This window comes from Luteimonas viscosa, from assembly GCF_008244685.1.
Classification (GTDB): Bacteria; Pseudomonadota; Gammaproteobacteria; order Xanthomonadales; family Xanthomonadaceae; genus Luteimonas; species Luteimonas viscosa.
Window position 1 is genome coordinate 380934 of sequence record NZ_VTFT01000001.1, and the last position, 17537, is coordinate 398470.

General features: G+C 67.9%; 13 protein-coding genes and 1 tRNA gene. 1 reads left to right on the plus strand and 13 read right to left on the minus strand.

Features of this window, described 5'->3' with window-relative positions; all coding sequences use genetic code 11:
• Positions 1 to 10: 10 nt before the first annotated feature.
• Positions 11 to 1549, plus strand: a complete 1539-nt coding sequence (locus FZO89_RS01775) for a DUF1501 domain-containing protein (protein WP_149103987.1) — start codon at positions 11 to 13, stop codon at positions 1547 to 1549.
• A gap of 214 nt (positions 1550 to 1763) precedes the next feature.
• On the opposite strand, the gene pnp is transcribed toward FZO89_RS01775, so the two are convergent.
• From pnp to FZO89_RS01840, 13 genes are all read right to left on the minus strand, one after another.
• Positions 1764 to 3872, minus strand: coding sequence for a polyribonucleotide nucleotidyltransferase (pnp, locus tag FZO89_RS01780; protein WP_149101652.1), 2109 nt, complete (start codon positions 3870 to 3872; stop codon positions 1764 to 1766).
• 182 nt (positions 3873 to 4054) lie between these two features.
• Positions 4055 to 4315, minus strand: coding sequence for a 30S ribosomal protein S15 (gene rpsO / locus FZO89_RS01785; protein ID WP_149101653.1), 261 nt, complete (start codon positions 4313 to 4315; stop codon positions 4055 to 4057).
• 175 nt (positions 4316 to 4490) lie between these two features.
• Positions 4491 to 5462, minus strand: coding sequence for a tRNA pseudouridine(55) synthase TruB (truB, locus tag FZO89_RS01790; RefSeq protein ID WP_149101654.1), 972 nt, complete (start codon positions 5460 to 5462; stop codon positions 4491 to 4493).
• A gap of 126 nt (positions 5463 to 5588) precedes the next feature.
• Positions 5589 to 5960, minus strand: coding sequence for a 30S ribosome-binding factor RbfA (gene rbfA, locus FZO89_RS01795; RefSeq protein WP_187471005.1), 372 nt, complete (start codon positions 5958 to 5960; stop codon positions 5589 to 5591).
• Between the two features lie 116 nt (positions 5961 to 6076).
• A complete protein-coding gene (gene infB, locus FZO89_RS01800; RefSeq protein WP_187471006.1) occupies positions 6077 to 8680 on the minus strand; it encodes a translation initiation factor IF-2 in 2604 nt (867 codons plus the stop codon).
• Between the two features lie 95 nt (positions 8681 to 8775).
• Positions 8776 to 10287 (minus strand): transcription termination factor NusA, encoded by a 1512-nt coding sequence (nusA, locus tag FZO89_RS01805; protein ID WP_149101657.1) that lies wholly within the window; start codon positions 10285 to 10287, stop codon positions 8776 to 8778.
• A 110-nt stretch (positions 10288 to 10397) separates the two neighbouring features.
• Positions 10398 to 10976: a ribosome maturation factor RimP gene (gene rimP / locus FZO89_RS01810; RefSeq protein ID WP_149101658.1), complete on the minus strand. Its 579-nt coding sequence runs from the start codon at positions 10974 to 10976 to the stop codon at positions 10398 to 10400.
• Between the two features lie 180 nt (positions 10977 to 11156).
• Positions 11157 to 11233, minus strand: a tRNA-Met gene (locus FZO89_RS01815).
• 83 nt (positions 11234 to 11316) lie between these two features.
• Positions 11317 to 12765, minus strand: coding sequence for an NADH-quinone oxidoreductase subunit NuoN (gene nuoN / locus FZO89_RS01820; RefSeq protein WP_425480408.1), 1449 nt, complete (start codon positions 12763 to 12765; stop codon positions 11317 to 11319).
• Between the two features lie 148 nt (positions 12766 to 12913).
• Positions 12914 to 14428 (minus strand): NADH-quinone oxidoreductase subunit M, encoded by a 1515-nt coding sequence (locus tag FZO89_RS01825; protein WP_149101660.1) that lies wholly within the window; start codon positions 14426 to 14428, stop codon positions 12914 to 12916.
• 4 nt (positions 14429 to 14432) lie between these two features.
• Complete coding sequence (gene nuoL, locus FZO89_RS01830) at positions 14433 to 16553, minus strand: NADH-quinone oxidoreductase subunit L (protein WP_149101661.1); 2121 nt, start codon at positions 16551 to 16553, stop codon at positions 14433 to 14435.
• A 13-nt stretch (positions 16554 to 16566) separates the two neighbouring features.
• Entirely contained in the window at positions 16567 to 16869 is a 303-nt protein-coding gene (nuoK, locus tag FZO89_RS01835) for an NADH-quinone oxidoreductase subunit NuoK (protein WP_149103988.1), read from the minus strand.
• Between the two features lie 20 nt (positions 16870 to 16889).
• On the minus strand, positions 16890 to 17537 hold the full coding sequence (locus FZO89_RS01840; RefSeq protein WP_149101662.1) for an NADH-quinone oxidoreductase subunit J: 648 nt from the start codon (positions 17535 to 17537) through the stop codon (positions 16890 to 16892).

Genomic DNA, 17537 nt, shown 5'->3' on the forward strand with positions numbered 1-17537 from the left:
GGACGAGACCATGACCAGGATCGAACTCGATCGCCGCGAATTCCTGAAGGGCTGCTGCGCGACCGCCGCGGTCGGCGCCGCCGGACCCGCGTTGTTCTTCGCCAGCCCCGCCGAAGCGGCGGTCAACACGTACGACACCATCGTCCACGTGTTCCTGCGCGGCGGCATCGACGGGCTCAACCTCGTGGTGCCGGTGTCCGGCAACGACCGCGACTTCTACCAGCAGGCGCGGCCCGACATCGCGGTGCCGGTCAGCGGCGAAAACGCTGCCCTGCCGCTCACCCTGGCCAACGGCAGCGCCACCGGCTTCGGCCTGCATGCGGCCGCGAGCGGGCTGCGCGACGTCTGGGTCGACGGCAAGCTGGCCATCGTGCACTGCTGCGGCATGCAGACCACGGTGACCCGCAGCCACTTCGACGCCCAGCAGTACCTGGACTTCGGCACGCCGGGCACCAAGGGCAACGGCACGGGCTGGATCGCGCGCGCCTGGGGTACGCAGCCCGGAAGTTCCTCTTCCGTGGTGATGCCGGCCATGGCGGTCAACAGCCGCATGCCGGCCAACCTGCTCGGCGCCACCCAGGCGCTGACCATGGGCAGCCCGACCGATTTCCAGCTCAACTCCGGGTCCTACGCATGGCAGCGGGCGCGCGACAATTCGCCTGCCGGCTTCCGTGGCGTCAACGAGACCCTCGCCAGCATGTGGCGGGGCAACGTCGGCCTGGAACACAGCGGCCGGGCCGCGGACGGCGCGCTGCGCACGGTCGCGCAGCAGGCCTTCACCACGACCCTGCCCGCCGGATGGCCCACCTCGAACTTCGCCCGGCAGCTGTGGACCGTGGCGCAGTCGATCCGTTTCAACCTCGGCCTGCGCTATGCCGCGGTCGACCTGGGCGGCTGGGACACGCACGAGGGACAGGGCAACGACGGCGGCGGCTACTACCACGGCCGGGTAGGCGAACTGTCGCAGGCACTCGCCGCCTTCTACGCGGAGTTGAACAACGGCGGCGAAGGTGCGCGGGTGACGGTGGTGGTGCAGTCGGAATTCGGCCGCCGCGTGCGCGAGAACGGCAGCGGCGGCACCGACCACGGATACGGCAACCCGCTGCTGGTCCTGGGCGGGCCGGTGAACGGCCGACGCTTCTATGGCAGCTGGCCCGGGCTGGATCCGCAGGTCCTGTCGCCCTACTTCGGCGACGTCCCGGTGACCACGGATTTCAGGCGGGTGTTCACCGAACTGTTGCAGGCGCGCATGGGCCATACCCGTACCGCCGAGGTGTTCCCGGGCTACAACGGCTACAGCGCGCTGGGCATGTTCGCCGGCGCCAGCGGCGCGTCCGCCGCAGTGCAGCCTGCCGCGCAGGCACCGCTGGGCAACATCAGCAGCCAGTCGCAGCCGACGACGACGACGCCGGTGGGAACGGTGAGGTCTGCATCCGGGGGACCGATCCGGCACCGTCGCGGGACGGTGCGGATGCCCGAACGCCTTTCCCAGCCGCTGCTGCGCCTGCGTCTGAAGCTCTACCGGCTGATGCAGCAGCACCGGCTGTAGCCATCCACGCCCCGCGCCCCGGCACCTCGGGGCGCGGATGTTCGGGGTCGCGGCGAAACGCCCGCGGATGAATCCGGCCGCCGCATTCCATCGGGGGCCAGAGAAGATCCCCGCTGCGAGCGCACACCGGGCTCTCGATGCGGATTTTCCGTCCGCTGGAACAGGAAAACGGGCCGAAGCCCGTTTTCTTATGAGGCCTGGTGTGCCGCGCCGGTCACTCGCCGGCCACGCCCTCGCCTTCCTCCACGGCCTTGATCGACAGGCGGATGCGGCCCTGCTTGTCGACTTCCAGCACCTTGACCTTGACCAGGTCGCCTTCCTTGAGCTTGTCGGACACCTTCTCCACGCGCTCGCTGGAGATCTGCGAGACGTGGACCAGCCCGTCCTTCCCGGGGGAGATCGTGACGAACGCGCCGAAGTCCATGATCTTGGCGACCTTGCCTTCGTAGATCCGTCCCGGCTCGACGTCGGAGGTGATCTGCTCGATGCGTTCCTTGGCGGCGCGCCCGGCGGCGGCGTCGACCGAGGCGATGGTGATGGTGCCGTCGTCCTGGATGTCGATCTGGGTGCCGGTTTCCTTGGTGATCGCCTGGATCACCGAACCGCCCTTGCCGATCACTTCGCGGATCTTGTCGGGGTGGATCTTGATGGTGATCAGGCGCGGCGCGAACTCGCTGAGCTCGGCGCGCGGCGCGGTGAGGGCTGTCTCCATCTCCTTGAGGATGTGCAACCGGCCCTGCTTGGCCTGGGCCAGGGCGACCTTCATGATCTCCTCGGTGATGCCCTGGATCTTGATGTCCATCTGCAGGGCGGAGATGCCCTTGCTGGTGCCGGCCACCTTGAAGTCCATGTCGCCGAGGTGGTCCTCGTCGCCGAGGATGTCGGACAGCACGACGAACTCGTCGCCTTCCTTCACCAGGCCCATCGCGATGCCCGCGACCGGCGCCTTGATCGGCACGCCCGCGTCCATCAGCGCCAGCGACGAACCGCAGACCGAGGCCATCGACGAGGAGCCGTTGGATTCGGTGATCTCCGAAACCACGCGGATCGTGTACGGGAACTCCTCCATCGTCGGCATCACCGCCAGCACGCCGCGCTTGGCGAGGCGGCCATGGCCGATCTCGCGGCGCTTCGGGCCCATCATGCGGCCCGCCTCACCCACCGAGTACGGGGGGAAGTTGTAGTGGAACAGGAAATGTTCCTTGTACTCGCCGGCCACCGCGTCGATGACCTGGCCGTCGCGCGCGGTGCCGAGGGTCACGGCGACGATCGCCTGGGTCTCGCCGCGGGTGAACAGCGACGAGCCGTGCACGCGCGGCAGGATGCCGACCTTGGAGCTGATCGGGCGCACGGTGTCGAGCGCACGGCCGTCGATGCGGACCTTGGTCTTGAGGACCGAGTCGCGCATGGTCTGGTATTCCTGCTCGCCGAACTCCTTCGACAGTTCTCCGGTCGACCAGGCATTGGCCTCGGCCTGCGGCGCGAGCGCCTCGAGGATCGCCTTCTTCACGGTCGAGATGGCGTCGCGGCGCTGGAGCTTGTCGCGCACCTGGAATGCGCTGGCCAGCTGCTCGCCGACCGCGGTGCGGATCGCCGACACCAGGCCTTCGTTGGCGGCCGGCGGCTGCCAGGTCCACTTCGGCTTGCCGGCCTCGGCGACCAGTTCGTTGATCACGTTGATCGCGACCTGCATCTGCTGGTGGCCGAACATCACGGCGCCCAGCATCACGTCCTCGGACAGTTCGCGCGCCTCGGACTCCACCATCAGCACCGCACCTGCGGTACCGGCGACCACCAGCTCCAGTTCCGAATCCTTCAGCTCGCTGACGGTCGGGTTGAGCAGGTACTGGCCGGCCTTGTAGCCGACCTTGGCGGCGCCGATCGGGCCGTCGAACGGCGCACCCGACAGCGACAGCGCGGCGGACGCGCCGATCAGGGCGAGAATGTCGCCGTCGACCTCGGGATTCATCGACATCACGGTGGCGATGATCTGGACTTCGTTGCGGAAGCCGTCGGGGAACAGCGGGCGGATCGGGCGATCGATCAGGCGCGAGATCAGCGTTTCCTTCTCGGTCTGGCGGCCCTCGCGCTTGAAGAAGCCGCCGGGGATGCGTCCGCCGGCATAGAACTTCTCCTGGTAGTCCACGGTCAGCGGGAAGAAGTCCTGCCCTTCGCGCGCGGTCTTGTTGGCCACTGCGCTCACGAGGAGAACGGTGCCTTCGCACGACACCATCACCGCGCCACCTGCCTGGCGCGCGATCTCGCCGGTCTCGAGGGTCACGGTCCGGTCGCCGTACTGGAAGGTCTTGGTCACTTTCGCCACGTTGGATTGTCCTTGAGTCTTGATCGATGAAACCGGACGGAGCCCATGCCCCGGACGGATGGCCACGTTGGCGTGGCCGCTTGCTTGCAGGGGCATCCTGCCCGGGCGCGACCACCGCACGGCGATCGCCACGCCCAAAAAACAACGCCGCGGCGCATCGCTGCGCCGCGGCGGGGTCGGTCCTAGCGCCGCAGACCGAGTTTCTCGATCAGCGCCTTGTAGCGGTTCGCATCCTTCCGGTGCAGATAGTCGAGCAGGCTGCGTCGGCGGTTGACCATCTGCAGCAGGCCGCGCCGGCTGTGGTGGTCCTTCTTGTGGGTCTTGAAGTGCTCGGTGAGGTGCACGATGCGGGCGGTGAGCAGGGCGACCTGGACTTCCGGGGATCCGGTGTCGTTGGCCGCGCGCGCGTGTTCTTCGATGATCTTGCTGTTGTCGATGGACATGATTGCCTCGTAGTCGCGAAACCTGCAGATTCCGTCGCCGCGTCTTCGACGCATGCGGCGTACCGCCAGGTTCGTCATGGGTGGTCGGGAGGTCCCGGACGGACTTCCCTGGAACAAACGGAAGTGCTTGAAAAAAGCCGCGAAATTATAGCTGTCCCCGGCGACCCGGACAAGTTCAGCCGCCCGCGCCCGCCGCGGCCTGCGCGCTGGCCCAGCTGAACAGGCGCCGGGCGCGCAGGCAGCCATCGGCCACCTCGCCCAGGCCGAGCGCGCGACCGCCGGGCCCGTACACGGCCACGGCGCCCGGCGGGTGGAACGCACCCTCCACCGGCTGGCCGCGTCCCAGCCGCCGCGCCTGGGCCTCGTCCAGGTCGATCGGCGGCCACGACGCCATCCCCCGCTCCAGCGGCAGCAGGCAGGCGAGCAGGCTGCGATCCCCGCGCGCGCCGAGGGCCTGCAGCTCGTCGAGCGTCCACATCCGGGGTTCCCTGAAGGGGTCGACCCACAGCCGCCGCAGCTCGGCGACATGGGCGCCGCAGCCCAGGGCCTCGCCGAGGTCGCGTACCAGGCTGCGGACATACGTGCCCGAGCCGCATTCGACGTGGAGCCGCAGCTGCGGGGGCACGCCGTGCAGGTCGTCGAGCAGATCGGCTGCCGACTGCAGGCTGAACTCGTGCACCTCCGCGTCGCGCTCTTCGACCTCCACCACCTCGCCGCGGCGCGCCTTCGCGTAGAGCGGTTCGCCGCCGCGCTTGAGCGCGGAGTAGATCGGCGGACGCTGGCGGATGCGGCCGCTCAGCGCAGCGAGCGCCCGGTCGATCTGCGGGATCCGCAACGCGGGCACCGGGCGCTCGCGGATCGGCTGCCCGTCGGCGTCGTCGGTATCGGTCACGATGCCGAGCCGCGCGACGGTGTCGTAGGCCTTGCGTGCGCCGAGCAGGCCGCCGGCGATCTTGGTCGCCTCGCCGAAGCAGACCGGCAACAGGCCGGTGGCGAGCGGATCGAGGCTGCCGGTGTGGCCCGCCTTCTCCGCACGGAACATGTGCCGCACGCGCTGCAAGGCCTGGTTCGAACTGAGGCCGCGCGGCTTGTCGAGCAGCAGGATGCCGTCGAGCTTCCTGAACTTCGTGCGTGGACGGGCCGTCATCGGGGGATTGTATAGGGCAGGCTCGGGGTCGCAGCCCGAAGGCGCTGCTTGCAGGGGGCGGCGATCGATGGGGATGATCCGCCGGGGATGCGGTAGCGGTGCGGTAGTACCGCGCCAGGCCACGCCCTATGGCGACGGCTCGCCCTCGCCCACGTCGGGCAGGTCGCGCAGCAGGTTGTCGATGCGCTCGCCGCGGTCGACGGAATCGTCGTAATGGAAGTGCAGTTCCGGCACGTGCCGCAGCTTGACCGCGCGCGCGAGCCGGTAGCGGATTTCGGGCGCCGCCGCGCGCAGCCCCTTCATGGCCTCGTCCGCGCGCTCCGCCTGCAATGCGGTCACGAACACCTTGGCGTGCGCCATGTCGCGGGTCACCTCGACATCCGACACGCTCACCGACGGCAGCCCGTGCTCGGCCACCGCCGCGCGCACCAGCGTGCCCAGCTCACGACGGAGCTGGGCGGCGACACGGTCGGTGCGATGGAAGGATTTCGTCGACACGGGATTCGGGATTCGGGATTCGGGATTCGGGACTGGGGATTCGCAAAATGGATGGGGAACAGGGCCGGAGACGCTCTTTCGAATATCCAATCCCGAATTCCCAATCCCGCGGACGCTTACAGCGTCCGCTGCACCTCGATACGTTCGAAGCATTCGATCTGGTCGCCCGGCTGGACGTCGTTGTAGGCCCTCACGGCGATGCCGCATTCGGTGCCGTTGCGCACCTCGTCGACGTTCTCCTTGAATCGGCGCAACGACTCCAGTTCGCCCTCGAACACCACCGTGTTGTCGCGCAGCACGCGGATCGGCTTGGAGCGCTTGACCACGCCCTCGACCACCATGCTGCCGGCAACGGCGCCGAACTTCGAGCTGCGGAACACGTCGCGGACCTCGGCGATGCCGATGATCTCCTCGCGGATCTCCACGCCCAGAAGGCCGGACGCGACCTGCTTCACCTGGTCGATCACGTCGTAGATGATCGAGAAGTAGCGCAGGTCCAGGCCGCTGTTCTCGATCACCTTGCGCGCCGAGGCGTCGGCACGGACGTTGAAGCCGATGATCGTGGCCTTGGCGGTCGCCGCGGCATTGGCGTCGGACTCGGTGATGCCGCCCACGCCCGAGACGATGACGTTGATGCGGATCTGCTCGTTCGAGAGCGCGGTGAGCGCCTGGCGCAACGCCTCGACCGAGCCCTGCACGTCGGCCTTGATGACCAGGTTGAGCTGCTGCTGCGCCTCGCCCTGGCCCATCTGGGCCATGATGTCCTCCATGCGGTTGCCGGCCGCCTGCACCAGCCGCATCTCGCGACGCTTGGCCTCGCGCTGCTGCGCGACCTCCTTGGCCAGGCGCTCGTCCTCGACCACCACGAAATCGTCGCCGGCGTCGGGCACGCCAGACAGGCCCAGCACCTGCACCGGAATCGACGGGCCGGCCGCGGGGACCTGCGAGCCGGTTTCGTCGAACAGCGCACGCACGCGGCCGTACTGCACGCCGCACACCAGGTAGTCGCCCTTCTCCAGCAGGCCCTGCTGCACCAGCACGGTCGCGACCGGACCGCGGCCCTTGTCGAGCGAGGATTCGATGACCGTACCCGTGGCGCGACCCGTGGCCACCGCCCTGAGTTCCAGCACCTCGGCCTGCAGCGAGATCGCGTCGAGCAGCTCGTCCACGCCCTGCCCGGTCTTGGCCGAGAGTTCGACCATCTGGGTGTCGCCGCCGAACGACTCGGCGACGATGTCGTGCGCGAGCAGTTCGTTCTTGATCCGCTCCGGATCGGCGCCGGACTTGTCGACCTTGTTGATCGCCACGATCAGCGGCACCTTGGCCGCCTTCGCATGCTGGATCGCCTCGATCGTCTGCGGCATGACGCCGTCGTCGGCCGCGACCACCAGGATCACGATGTCGGTCAGCTTGGCGCCGCGCGCGCGCATCGAGGTGAAGGCGGCGTGGCCCGGCGTGTCCAGGAAGCTGATGACGCCCTTGCCGGTCTCGACGTGGTAGGCGCCGATGTGCTGGGTGATGCCGCCCGCCTCGCCCGAGGCGACCTTGGTGCGGCGGATGTAGTCCAGCAGCGAGGTCTTGCCGTGATCGACATGGCCCATGATCGTGACCACCGGCGGACGCACGACCCGGTCGCCCTGCACCTGCTCGGCATGCGCCAGCAGTTCCGACTCGGCATCGTCGCTCTCGGCGGCGACCGCCTTGTGGCCGAGCTCCTCGACCACCAGCACCGCGGTGTCGTGGTCGATGCTCTGGGTGATCGTGGCCATGACGCCCATCTTGAACAGCGCCTTGACCACGTCGCCGCCCTTGAGCGCGAGTTTCTGCGCCAGATCGGCGACCGTGATCGCCTCGCCGATGGCGACTTCGCGCACCACCGGCGCGGTCGGGCGCTCGAAGCCGTGCGGACCCGCGCCGCTGCGCGACTGCTCGACATGGCGACGCGACTTGGGCTTGCCGCGGGTACTGCTGCGACGCGCACGCTCGGACGCACTCAGGTGCAGCTGGCCGGCGAAGCGCGCGGTGCTCTCGTCGTCCTCGACGCCCGCCACCATCACGTGCGAGCCGCGGTTGCCCTTGTGCTTGGGTCCGGTGCCGCGCTCCTCGCTGCGCGGCGGCGCGGGCTTGGGATGTCCGTGCCCGTGGCCGGCCGGCTTGCGGGCGGCAGCATCCTCGCCGGCCGGCACCACGGCCGCCAGCTCGGCTTCCTGGCGCAGGCGCTCGGCCTCGGCATCGGCCTGGCGCTTGCGCTCGGCGGCCTCGTCGGCGCGACGCTTGTCTTCCTCGGCCAGGCGCTGCTGCTCGGAGAGGTTGCGCTGGCGCGACTCCTCGAGCTTGCGCAGGATCTCGGCCTGCTCGTCGTCGACCGGCGTGGCGGCGGAACCGGCCCGGTCGGCCGTCTCGCTCGGCTTGACCAGGGTGACCTTCTTGCGCACCACCACGTCGACCGTGGCGCGGTTCTTGCCGCCGCCCACGGTGATTTCCTGCTTGCGCGTGCGGTTGAGCGTGATCTTCTTCGGCTCTACCGCTTCCTCGGCCGGCTTGTCGGCCTTGCCGTGGGTGCGGCGCAGGAAACCGAGCAGCTTGACCTTCTCGGTGCTGGTGACGACCTGGTCGGGGTCGCTGAACGCCATGCCCGCTTCGGACAACTGCTCGAGCAGCTTCTCCACCGGGGTGTTGACCAGGGCGGCAAGCTTGCGGATGGTGGTTTGTTGCGACATTCGGATCCTATGCTCTGTTTGGCGCCCCCCCGCCGAAAGCAAGGGAAACGCGGATTCTACGCCCTGGGGGATGCAGGGCGGCGTTCATCGCCTGGTCATTCGCCGCGCTCCAGGCGTGCGATCTCTTCGGCGCGGGCGGCGAGGATCAGCGTGGCGGCGCGCGCCTCGTCGAGTCCCTCGATGCCGAACTCGACCACTTCGTCCGCCCCCAGGTCGGACAGGTCCTCGCTGGTGCGCACGCCGTGCGAGGCCAGCGCGTAGGCGGTCTCGTCGTCCATTCCCGGAAGCTGAAGCAGATCCTCGGTCGGGGCGTTCTCGTCCAGCTCCTCTTCGACCGCGAGCGCGTCGTTGAGCAGCGCGTCGCGGGCGCGGGCGCGCAGCTCCTCGACGATGTCCTCGTCGAAGCCCTCCACCGCCAGCAGCTCGCCGACCGGCACGTAGGCGATCTCCTCGACGGTGTTGAAGCCTTCCGCCACCAGGATGCTGGCGATTTCCTCGTCGACCTCGAGCTTTTCCTGGAACAGTGCGCGCGCGGCGGCCTGCTCGGCCTCCGACTTCGCCGCCACCTGGTCCTGGGTCATCACGTTGAGCTGCCAGCCCGACAGGCGGCTGGCGAGGCGCACGTTCTGGCCGCCCTTGCCGATCGCCTGGGCGAGCTTGTCCTCGGCCACCGCGAGGTCCATCGAATGCTTGTCCTCGTCGACCACGATCGACTGCACCTCGGCCGGTGCCATCGCGTTGATCACGAACTGCGCCGGGTTGTCGGACCACAGCACGATGTCGACGCGCTCGCCGTTGAGCTCGTTCGACACCGCCTGCACGCGCGAACCGCGCATGCCGATGCAGGCGCCGATCGGATCGGTGCGGGTGTCGTAGGCGATGACCGCGATCTTGGCGCGATCGCCCGGATCGCGCGCGCAGGCCTTGATCTCGACCAGGCCCTGGCCGACTTCCGGCACCTCGAGCTTGAACAGCTCCATCATGAATTCGGGCGCGGCGCGGCTGATGAACAGTTGCGGGCCGCGCGGCTCGCTGCGCACGTCGTAGAGATAGCCGCGGATGCGGTCGCCGGCGCGCACGATGTCGCGCGGGATCGCCTTGTCCTTGGGGATGAACGCCTCGGCATTGCCGCCGAGGTCGACGTAAACGTTGCCGCGCTCGACGCGCTTGACCACGCCGGTCACCAGTTCGCCGATTCGGTCCTTCCAGGCGTCGACGACCTGCTGGCGCTCGGCCTCGCGCACACGCTGCACGATCACCTGCTTGGCGGCCTGCGCGGCGATGCGGCCGAAGTCGACGTTCTCGATCTGCTCCTCGATGTAGTCGCCGACCTCCACGCCCTCGACCTCGTCCACGGCATCCATCAGCCGGATCTGGCGGTCGGGCGACTCCATCACCACATCGTCGGCCACCACTTCCCAGCGGCGGAAGGTCTCGTAGCTGCCGTCCTTCGCGTCGATCGCCACGCGGGTCAGCACGTCCTCTTCGGCGTAGCGCTTCTTGGCGGCCGTGGCCAGCGCGGCCTCGATCGCTTCGAGGATCACCGACTCCGGCACGCCCTTCTCGTTGGCGACCGCGTCCACCACCAGCAGCAACTCTTTGCTCATCTCTGTCAGACCTCAGGAAAACCGGCTCGAATTCGTCATCCACGCCGGGCATGCCGCCCGGCTCCACTACCACCCCGTCGCACCGGATCGGTGGACGTGGCACCTGAAACTCATCCTGCTTTCGGCGACCGCTTTGCCGCCGCGCGCTTGCGACCCGGCTTGCCGGGCCGTGCGTCGCCGCCGGCGGCATCGCGGGCGGGCGCGAGCCCGAGCGCGGCCCAGTCCGGCACGAGGCGGGCCTTGTCGACGTTGTCGAAGTCCACCGTCAGCGGCTGGCCATCCACGTCGAACAGGATCGAACCACCCTCGACCGAGACGATCGTGCCGGTCAGGCGCCGGCGCCCTTCCTGCGGCAGCTTCAGCCCCACCTTCGCCCGCTCGCCGGCGAAACGCGCGAACTGCGCCGGCGCGAACAGCGGCCGGTCGATGCCCGGCGACGAGACCTCCAGCGTGTAATTGCCGGAAATCGGGTCCTCCACATCGAGCCGCGCCGACACCTCGCGGCTCACCGCCTCGCAATCCTCGATCGTCACGTAGCGCGTCTCGGCTTCCGCGTCCGGCACGTCCAGGTACAGCCGCACCAGCGAACCGCCCGGCGCGGGCAGGTACTCGATCCCCAGCAACTGCAGACCCAGCGCTTCCACCGTGGGCGCGAGCAGTGCCGAGAGCTGTGTCGCCTTTTCCGTCACGTCGTCGTCCGTACCGCGTCCTGCAATCTTCGAAAACAACAAGGGGCCCATTGGGCCCCTTGTCCTGAATGTCCGGCCGCATGGCCGGATTTCGGCATCGAGGCAGCAGTGACCTCGATGAAGCCCGGTTTCCCCGGCGTCCGGTCGCAGGCTTCAGCGCCTGGGACGACCCGTTGAAACTGGTAGCGGGGGCAGGATTTGAACCTGCGACCTTCGGGTTATGAGCCCGACGAGCTGCCAGACTGCTCCACCCCGCAACAGAAGCGGAATTATGAAGATGCGCCGGTCGTTTTACAACCCCGGGACACGGCCCCGGGCTGAACCGCGCCACCTGCGGCGATCAGGCGAACGCCTGCTGGCACCACGCCATGATCGGGCTCCAGAACAGGCCCAGGCCCAGCAGGGCGAGCGCGTTGACCGCGAAAACGACCTGCAGCGCCCCGCCGCGCACCGTGATCGGTTCGCCCTCGGGCGGGTCGAAGTACATCACCTTGATCACGCGCAGGTAATAGAAGGCGCCGATCACCGCGAACACGATGCCGACGATCGCCAGCCACAACAGGTCGCCCTCCAGTGCCGCGCGCAGTACCGCCAGCTTGGCCCAGAAACCCAGCAGCGGCGGCACACCGGCCAGCGACGCCATCACCAGCAGCACCAGGCCCGCCATCCAGGGGCTGCGGGAGCCCAGGCCGCGGAAATCGTCGATCCGGTCGGCCTCGAAGCCGCGCCGCGAAAGCATCACGATCGCGCCGAACGCGGCCACCGACATGATCGCGTAGCTGATCGCGTAGAACATCGCCGCCGCGTAGCCGCCGCTGCCGCCGGCGGCGAGGCCGAGGAACAGGAAGCCCACGTGCGAGATCGTGGAGTACGCGAGCATCCGCTTGAGGTTGGTCTGCGCGATCGCGAACAGGTTGCCGACGCCAAGCGACAGCGCCGCGAGTACGGCCAGCAGCAGCTGGGTCTGCTCGTGTAGCGGGCCGAGCCCGACGTCCAGCAGGCGCCAGCTCATGCCGAAGGCCGCGAGCTTCGGCGCCGAGCCGATGAACAGCGTGATCGGGGTCGGCGCGCCGTGGTAGGTATCGGGCAGCCACATGTGGAACGGCGCGGCGCCGAACTTGAAGGCGATACCGACCAGCACGAATACGGCGCCGGTCAGGAGCAGGGTCCGGTCGTCGCCGGCGACGCCGTACGCGGCGTCGCGGATCGCCACCAGGTCGAGCGTGCCGGTCGCGCCGTACACCAGGGTCATGCCGTACAGCAGCAGGCCCGACGCCAGCGAACCGAGCACGAAGTACTTCATCGCCGCTTCGGAGGCCAGCGGACTGTCGCGGTCGGTGGCGACCAGCGCGTACGAGCACAGGGCCAGCAGTTCCAGCCCCACGTAGACCATGGTCAGGTTGCCCGCCGACACCAGCAGCATCATCCCGGCCACGGCGAACAGCACCAGCACCGCGACCTCGCCCTTGTAGAGTCCGCGCTCGCGCAGGAACGGCCAGATATAGGCCAGCGCCACGGCGCTCACCAGCAGCGTGACCAGCTTCAGCACGTCCGCGCCCTCGTCACGCACGAACATCCCGGTCAGCGTGGTCCCCTGCCCGCCGACGTCGAACCAGAGCATCGCTGCGGCGACCAGCAGGGTCGCGATCGCGAGTGCGTGCGTCACCACCCGGCGGCGGTCGTCCAGGAACAGGTCGAGCATCAGCAACGCGAACGCGCCGAACACCACGACCAGCTCGGGCGCCAGCGGCGCGAGTTCGGCGAAGGAACGGACGGGGGGCGGCGTCATGGCGGTAGTCATCACTTCAAACGTTCCTCGGCAATCTCGCGCCCCGCCCCTGCCCGCAACCCGATTCGTGCGCCCATGGCGTGCCCTGTGCACCCGGGCACCGCAGGGCCCGCACGCCGGTCACCAGTCGCAGTCTGCATCGCCATGCTCACAGCTTGCTCGCCGCCAGCTGGCCCGCCAGTTGCGCGACGGCGGGCTCCATCAGGTCGGTCAGCGGCCTGGGATACACGCCGATGAGCAGCGTGCCGGCGGCGAACACGCCGAGCACGATCCATTCCCGATAGTTGATGTCCTGCAACTCGGCGACATGTGCGTTGGCCACCTCGCCGAACATCACCCGCTTGACCAGCCACAGCGTGTACGCGGCGCCGATGACCAGGGTCATCGCAGCGGCGAACGCGATCAGCGGATGGTGCTGGAAGCTGGCCAGGATCACCATGAACTCGCCGACGAAGCCTGACGTACCCGGCAGGCCGGCATTGGCCATCGCGAACAGCACCATGAAGAAGGTGAACCACGGCATCACGTTGGCGACGCCGCCGTAGTCGCGGATCTGCCGCGTGTGCATGCGGTCGTAGAGCACGCCAACGCAGGAGAACATCGCACCGGAGATGAAGCCGTGCGAAATCATCTGCACCATCGCGCCCTGCAGGCCGAGCCTTGCCGCGTCCTCGCCGTTGGGCACGTCGCGCATCAGGGCGAAGGCGATGAAGGTGCCGAGCGTGACGAAGCCCATGTGCGAGACCGACGAATACGCGATCAGCTTCTTCATGTCCTCCTGCGCCAGCGCGACAAGGCCGACGTAGACCACCGCGATGAGCGACAGCGCGATCACCAGCCAGGCCCATTCGTGGCCGGCATCGGGCGTGATCGGGAGGCTGAAGCGCAGGAAGCCGTAGCCGCCGATCTTCAGCATGATCGCCGCCAGGATCACCGAACCGCCGGTGGGCGCCTCGACGTGCGCGTCCGGCAGCCAGGTGTGGACCGGGAACATCGGCACCTTGACCGCGAACGCGGCCAGGAACGCGAAGAACAGCCACATCTGCTCGGTCGCGTTGAGCGGTAGCGCGTACAGGTCAGGCAGCTGCCAGCTGCCGGCCTTGAGGTACAGGTAGACCAGCCCGACCAGCATGAACACCGAGCCGAGGAAGGTGTAGAGGAAGAACTTGATCGACGCGTACACGCGGCGCGGGCCACCCCAGACGCCGATGATGATGAACATCGGGATCAGCATGCCCTCGAAGAACACGTAGAACAGCAGCGCGTCCACGGCCGAGAACACGCCGACCATCAACCCTTCGAGGATCAGCATCGCAGCGTAGTACTGGTTCACGCGTCGGTCGATCGCGGTCCAGGCGCCGACCAGCACCAGGCTCGTGGTCAGCGTGGTCAGGATGATCAGCGCAATCGAGATGCCGTCCACCCCGAGGTGGTACTGGATGTCGTAGGCAGGGATCCAGGCACGGCGCTCGACGAACTGCATCGCCGTGGCGGCATAGTCGAAGCCGGTGAACAGCGGCAGGCTCAGCAGGAACACCAGCAGCGCGATCGCCAGCGACAGCCAGCGGGCGAGATGCGCGCGCCGCTCGCCGAGGGCGAGCACCGCCGCGCCGCCGAGGATCGGCAGCCAGATCAGGAGACTCAGGAGGGGCCAGTTCTGCACGGGATCAGGTCCAGAGGCGGATCAGGACGGCCAGGAGCACGATCAGGCCGACGATCATCGCGAACGCGTAGTGGTAGAGGTAACCGGTCTGCATGCGACGGACAAGGCCGGCGGTGAAGTCGACCAGCCGTGCGGCGCCATTGACGAACACGCCGTCGATCAGCCTGCCGTCGACCTCGCGCGAACCGCGGCCAAGCAGCAGGCCGCCGCCGGCGAAGCCCTTGATCCAGAGATCGTCCATGCCGTACTTGTTCTCGAGGATGCGGATGGGCAGGCGCAGCACGTGCGCGACCTTCGCCGGCAGTTGCGGCTTCCACAGGTACATCAGCGTCGCGAGCAGGAATCCGGCCAGCACCAGCCAGAACGCGGGCGCGACGAAGCCGTGCAGCGCGAACGCGATCGGCCCGTGCCAGAGTTCCTCCTTGATCCGGGCGAGCACATCGTTGCCCGACAGCACCTCGATCGCCCCGGCGAAGAACGGCGCGGTTTCGTGGTGGCCGCTCCAGTCTGTGCCGAACAGCATCGGGCCGGCCGTGAAGAGGCCGATCGCGATCGACGGGATCGCCAGCAGGATCAGCGGCAGCGTCACCACCCATGGCGATTCGTGCGGCTCGTGCGCGCCGTGGTGCGCATCGTGCTTGTCGTGGCCGTGGCCATCGTCCTGCAGCGGCTCGTGGTGCGTTTCCTGCCCGTGGTCGTCGTGCGTCGCGTGCGGGTGGGACGGCGCCGCGTGGCGGAACCGCTCCTCGCCGAAGTAGGTCATGTACAGCAGGCGGAAGCTGTAGAACGAGGTCACGAACGCGCCCAGCAGCACCGCCCAGTAGGCGTAGGTACCGATCCAGCCGCCGCGCTCGGCGCCGAATTTCGCCGCCTCGATGATCGAATCCTTCGAGTAGAAGCCGCTGAAGAACGGCGTGCCCACCAGGGCCAGGGTCCCGATGACGCTGGTCCAGAAGGTGATGGGCATGTACTTGCGCAGGCCGCCCATCTTGCGCATGTCCTGTTCGTGGTGCATGCCGATGATCACGCTGCCCGCGGCCAGGAACAGCAACGCCTTGAAGAAGGCATGCGTCATCAGGTGATAGACGGCTGCCGAGTAAGCCGAAACGCCCAGGGCCACCGTCATGTAGCCGAGCTGCGACAGCGTCGAGTACGCGACCACGCGCTTGATGTCGTTCTGCACCATCCCGATCAGGCCGGTGAAGAACGCGGTGGTGGCGCCGATGAACAGCACGAAGTTGAGCGCGGTCACGCTCAGTTCGAAGACCGGCGACATGCGCGCGACCATGAAGATGCCGGCGGTGACCATCGTCGCGGCATGGATCAGCGCCGAGATCGGGGTCGGGCCCTCCATCGAGTCCGGCAGCCACACATGCAGCGGCACCTGCGCAGACTTGCCCATCGCGCCGATGAACAGGCAGATGCAGATCAGGGTCGCCACCGACCACTCGTGGCCCGCCAGGATCTCGACCGTGCGCCCTTCGAGCACGTCGCTCGCGTTGGCGAACACGGTGGCGTAGTCCAGCGTGCCGAACCAGTAGAGCACCGCGGCGATGCCGAGCAGGAAGCCGAAATCGCCGACGCGGTTGACCAGGAACGCCTTCATGTTGGCGAACACCGCGCTCGGCCGCTTGAACCAGAAGCCGATCAGCAGGTAAGACACCAGGCCCACCGCCTCCCAGCCGAAGAACAGCTGCAGGAAGTTGTTGCCCATCACCAGCATCAGCATGGAGAAGGTGAACAGGCTGATGTAGCTGAAGAAGCGCTGGTAGCCGGGATCCTCGGCCATGTAGCCGATGGTGTAGACATGCACCAGCAGCGACACGAACGTCACCACGACCATCATCATCGCGGTCAGGTTGTCGATCATGAAACCGATGTGCGCGGAATAGTTGCCGACCTCGAAGAACGTGTAGACGTTCTCGTTGAACGGCGCCGCGCCCTGCCCGACCAGCTGGTACAGCACGTAGCACGACAGCGCGCAGCTGAGGGCAACGCCGAGGATCGTGACCCAGTGCGCACCCGCACGCCCGATCTGGCGACCGAAGAACCCGGCCACGATCGCGCCGAGCAATGGTGCCAGCACGATCGCCAGCAGCATGGACTTCGAGATGGCGACTTCCATACCCGGCATCGGATCAACCTTTTAGCGTATCGATTTCGGCGACGTTGATCGTGCGCCGGTTGCGGAACAGCGTGACCAGGATCGCCAGGCCGATCGCGGCCTCGGCCGCGGCCACGGTCAGGATGAAGAACACGAAGATCTGCCCCGCCTCGTCGCCGAAGTGGCGCGAGAACGCGATGAAGTTGATGTTGACCGCAAGCAGCATCAGCTCGATCGACATCAGCAGGATGATGACGTTCTTGCGGTTGAGGAAGATGCCGGCGACGCTGATGCAGAACAGCGCGGCGCCCAGCGCGAGATAGTGGCCCAGCGCCAGGCCCTGGCCGAAGAATTCGGTCACTTCGCTTCTCCTTCGCCCGTTGCCGCATCCGGCTCTGGCGCGCCGGACCGCTTCTCGGCCGGCATGCTGACCATGCGGAACCGGTCCTTCGCCTGGACCCGCGCCTGGTCGCCCGGATTCTGGTGCTTGGTGCCCGGGCGACGGCGCAGGGTCAGCGTGACCGCGGCGATCACCGCCACGGTCAGGATCAGGGCGGCGACCTCGAACGGCAGCAGGAAGTCGGTGAACAGGCGGCGGGCGATCCAGCTCACGTTGTTCGCGCCCGCGGCATCGACCGGGTCGGCGCCGAATGGAGCGAAGCGCGCCTTCACCCCGATCAGGGTGAGCATCTCGATCAGCATCACCACCGCCACCAGCAGGCCCACCGGCAGGTAGCGCACGTAGCCCTCGCGCAACGGCACGACGTCGATGTCGAGCATCATCACCACGAACAGGAACAACACCATCACCGCGCCGACGTAGACCAGGATCAGCGCCACTCCGAGGAACTCGGCGCCGGCGAGGATCCACGTGCAGGCCACGGTGAAGAAGGTCAGCACCAGGAACAGCGCCGCGTGCACCGGGTTGCGGACGCTGATCACCGCGCCGGCCGAGGCGACGGCCACGGCGGCGAAGGCGAGGAAGGCGAGAAGGGCGAAATCCAT

What these genes read in the sequence shown, in the direction of transcription:
- FZO89_RS01775 (WP_149103987.1), top strand. Translation starts at nt 11, where the DNA reads ATGACCAGGATCGAACTCGATCGCCGCGAATTCCTGAAGGGCTGCTGC.
- rpsO (WP_149101653.1), bottom strand. Translation starts at nt 4,315, where the DNA reads ATGTCCATCGACAACAGCAAGATCATCGAAGAACACGCGCGCGCGGCC.
- truB (WP_149101654.1), bottom strand. Translation starts at nt 5,462, where the DNA reads ATGACGGCCCGTCCACGCACGAAGTTCAGGAAGCTCGACGGCATCCTG.
- infB (WP_187471006.1), bottom strand. Translation starts at nt 8,680, where the DNA reads ATGTCGCAACAAACCACCATCCGCAAGCTTGCCGCCCTGGTCAACACC.
- nusA (WP_149101657.1), bottom strand. Translation starts at nt 10,287, where the DNA reads ATGAGCAAAGAGTTGCTGCTGGTGGTGGACGCGGTCGCCAACGAGAAG.
- nuoN (WP_425480408.1), bottom strand. Translation starts at nt 12,765, where the DNA reads ATGACGCCGCCCCCCGTCCGTTCCTTCGCCGAACTCGCGCCGCTGGCG.
- nuoL (WP_149101661.1), bottom strand. Translation starts at nt 16,553, where the DNA reads ATGGAAGTCGCCATCTCGAAGTCCATGCTGCTGGCGATCGTGCTGGCA.
- FZO89_RS01840 (WP_149101662.1), bottom strand. Translation starts at nt 17,537, where the DNA reads ATGGATTTCGCCCTTCTCGCCTTCCTCGCCTTCGCCGCCGTGGCCGTC.